Origin of the sequence: Bradyrhizobium sp. (assembly GCF_049798375.1) — a bacterium.
In the GTDB taxonomy this organism is placed as follows: domain Bacteria; phylum Pseudomonadota; class Alphaproteobacteria; order Rhizobiales; family Xanthobacteraceae; genus Bradyrhizobium.
In genome coordinates, this window is the sequence record NZ_JBARGP010000167.1 from 1 (window position 1) to 2361 (window position 2361).

3 protein-coding genes are annotated in these 2361 nt (G+C 63.3%); all 3 read right to left on the reverse strand.

Annotated features, from left to right (window positions below):
* The coding region (locus tag WA702_RS07090; protein WP_425109818.1) for an aldehyde dehydrogenase family protein at window positions 1-931 on the reverse strand (931 nt) is incomplete at its 3' end.
* Window positions 924-1322, reverse strand: a complete 399-nt coding sequence (locus WA702_RS07095) for a 5-carboxymethyl-2-hydroxymuconate Delta-isomerase (protein WP_425109819.1) — start codon at window positions 1320-1322, stop codon at window positions 924-926. The genes WA702_RS07095 and WA702_RS07090, both read right to left, overlap by 8 nt.
* 19 nt (window positions 1323-1341) lie before the next feature.
* Window positions 1342-2148 (reverse strand): 2-oxo-hept-4-ene-1,7-dioate hydratase, encoded by an 807-nt coding sequence (gene hpaH / locus WA702_RS07100; RefSeq protein ID WP_425109820.1) that lies wholly within the window; start codon window positions 2146-2148, stop codon window positions 1342-1344.
* Between the last annotated feature and the right edge of the window lie 213 nt (window positions 2149-2361).

A 2361-nucleotide genomic window follows, 5' to 3' on the forward strand; every position in this document is an offset into this window, starting at 1 on the left:
TCGACGACGTGCAGCGCTCGCCGTTCAGCGAGTAGATCATGAACACGACGGCATCCAGCGCGCGGTCGAGATCGGCGTCGTCGAACACGAGAACGGGGTTCTTGCCGCCGAGCTCGAAATGCAGGCGCTTCAGGGTCGGCGCGCCCTGGACCATGATCGCAGATCCCGTCGCGCTTTCGCCGACGAAGCCGATCGCCTTAATGGCGGGATGCTCGGTCAGCGCTTTGCCGGCCTCCTCGCCGATGCCGTGCACGGTGTTGAGCACGCCGTCAGGCACGCCGGCTTCTTTCACGATCTTGGCCAGCATATGCGCCGTGATCGGCGACCATTCGGCTGGTTTGTGCACGACGGTGCAGCCGGCCGCGAGCGCCGGCGCGATCTTCCAGGTCGACAGCATGAACGGCGTGTTCCACGGCGTGATCACGCCGACGGGACCGATCGGAACCCGTGTCGAAATGTTCCAGTGCTCCTCGCTCGGCGTGTTCAAGCCGTCGCGGGCCTCGGCGCATTTGTCGGCGAAGAAGCGGAAGTTCTCGGCGGCGCGGATCGCGGCCTTGGCCATGAAGCGATAGGCCTGTCCAGTGTCGATGCATTCGAGCACCGCGATGTCGTCGGCGTGATCCACGATCGCATCGGCCACGCGATGCAGCAGCTTGCGCCGCATCGAGGGCGCCATCTCGCGCCAGGACTTGAAGGCGAGTGCAGCTGCGGTGGCGGCGCGATCGACGTCCTCGGCGTTGCCACGGGCGACGGTCGCGAGCTGTGCACCATCGATCGGCGATTTGGTCTCGAAGGTTGCCCCTGAGATCGAACCCACGATCTTGCCGTCGACCATGTGGCCGATGCCTTCGCTCTTCAGCTTGGCGAGCAACGGCGCCGCGCGATCGAGATTGGCTTTAAAGATATCGGATGTCGGCGTGACCTTATCCATGGGTGGCCTCCGCTTTGAGGACGTCGTGAATGTTGTTGCGCTTCCAGCTCGTCGCGGCGTCGTTGATCTGCATATCGAACGACAGCGCGAATTTGCTGTGAGCGAAGACGGGATCGAGATGGCGGGAGAGGGCGTCGAACACATGCGCGCCGGCTTTCTGCCGCGCCGGCAGGTCACGGCCTTCGCCGAGCCGCAGCAGCATGGCGAGAAAGCCATAGTCGTGGCGTCCATCGGCGATCGCATAATCCTCGCAACGGATCGCGCGCACGCGGATGCCGCCGACCGGGAAGATGCCGGTCTCGACCGCCGCCCTGCGCACGATTTCGCAGATCTCGGTCATGTCGACATGGGCATCGAGATTGGCCGAATATTCGATCGAAAAATGCGGCATGGCGTGATCACTCCGAAAATCAAGCGAAGTAGCAGCTCACCGTTCCGTAAGGTCCATAGTCGGCTTGGATGGTATCGCCCTTGCGCGCCTCGATCGGGCGGATGAAGGAGCCCGCCAGCACCACCTGGCCGGGCTCGAGCGCGAGGCCGTGTGGGGCGATCTTGTTGGTGAGCCAGGCGACCGCGGTCGCAGGGTGATTGAGCACGCCGGCGGCAAGCCCGGTTTCCTCGAGCTGGCCGTTACGCGTGCACAGCGCGCCGATCCAGCGTAAGTCCGTCTCGAGCGGTCGCAGCGGCCGGCCGCCCAGCACGATTCCGGCATTGGCCGCATTGTCGGCGATGGTGTCGAAGATCTTGCGCGTCGCCTTGGTGTTCGGATCGACGCGCTCGATCCGGGTGTCGAGGATCTCCAGCGCCGGCACGACGAAGTCGGTGGCGTTGAGCACGTCGAATAGCGTGCAGTTCGGACCCGAGAGCCGGTGCTTCATCACGAAGGCGAGTTCCGCCTCGATCCGGGTGGCGATGAAGCGGTCCGATGGCACCAAGCCGCCATCGGCAAAGAACATGTCGTCGAGCAGCACGCCGGAATCCGGCTCGTCGATATCGAGCGCGCTCTGCATCGCCTTCGAGGTCAGTCCGATCTTGTGGCCCTTGATGAGGCGCCCCTCGGCGAGCTTGATGTCAATCCAAGCCTTCTGAATCGCATAGGCGTCCGCGATGGTGATGCCGGGAAACTCCTGCGAGAGCTGCCGGATCTGGACGCGGCTGTTTTCGGCGTGATGCAGGCGGCCGGCCGCGGTGCTGATGTCGTGTTCGGAAAGGGCCATGACCGGGATGTGAAATAGAGGATGTCGCAAGATGATTAACATGTTAAATTGTCGGGGCAACCCCCAATAGCGTGATGTTGCACCGCAAATCGATCAATGATCGGCGACGACTGAGATGGCAAAAAAAGCGAAGATCGCGAGAACCACCGTGGAAGACGTGCATCGCGTGCCGATGCGCGACTTCTCGCAATCCCTGCCGATGGCGCTGCTGCG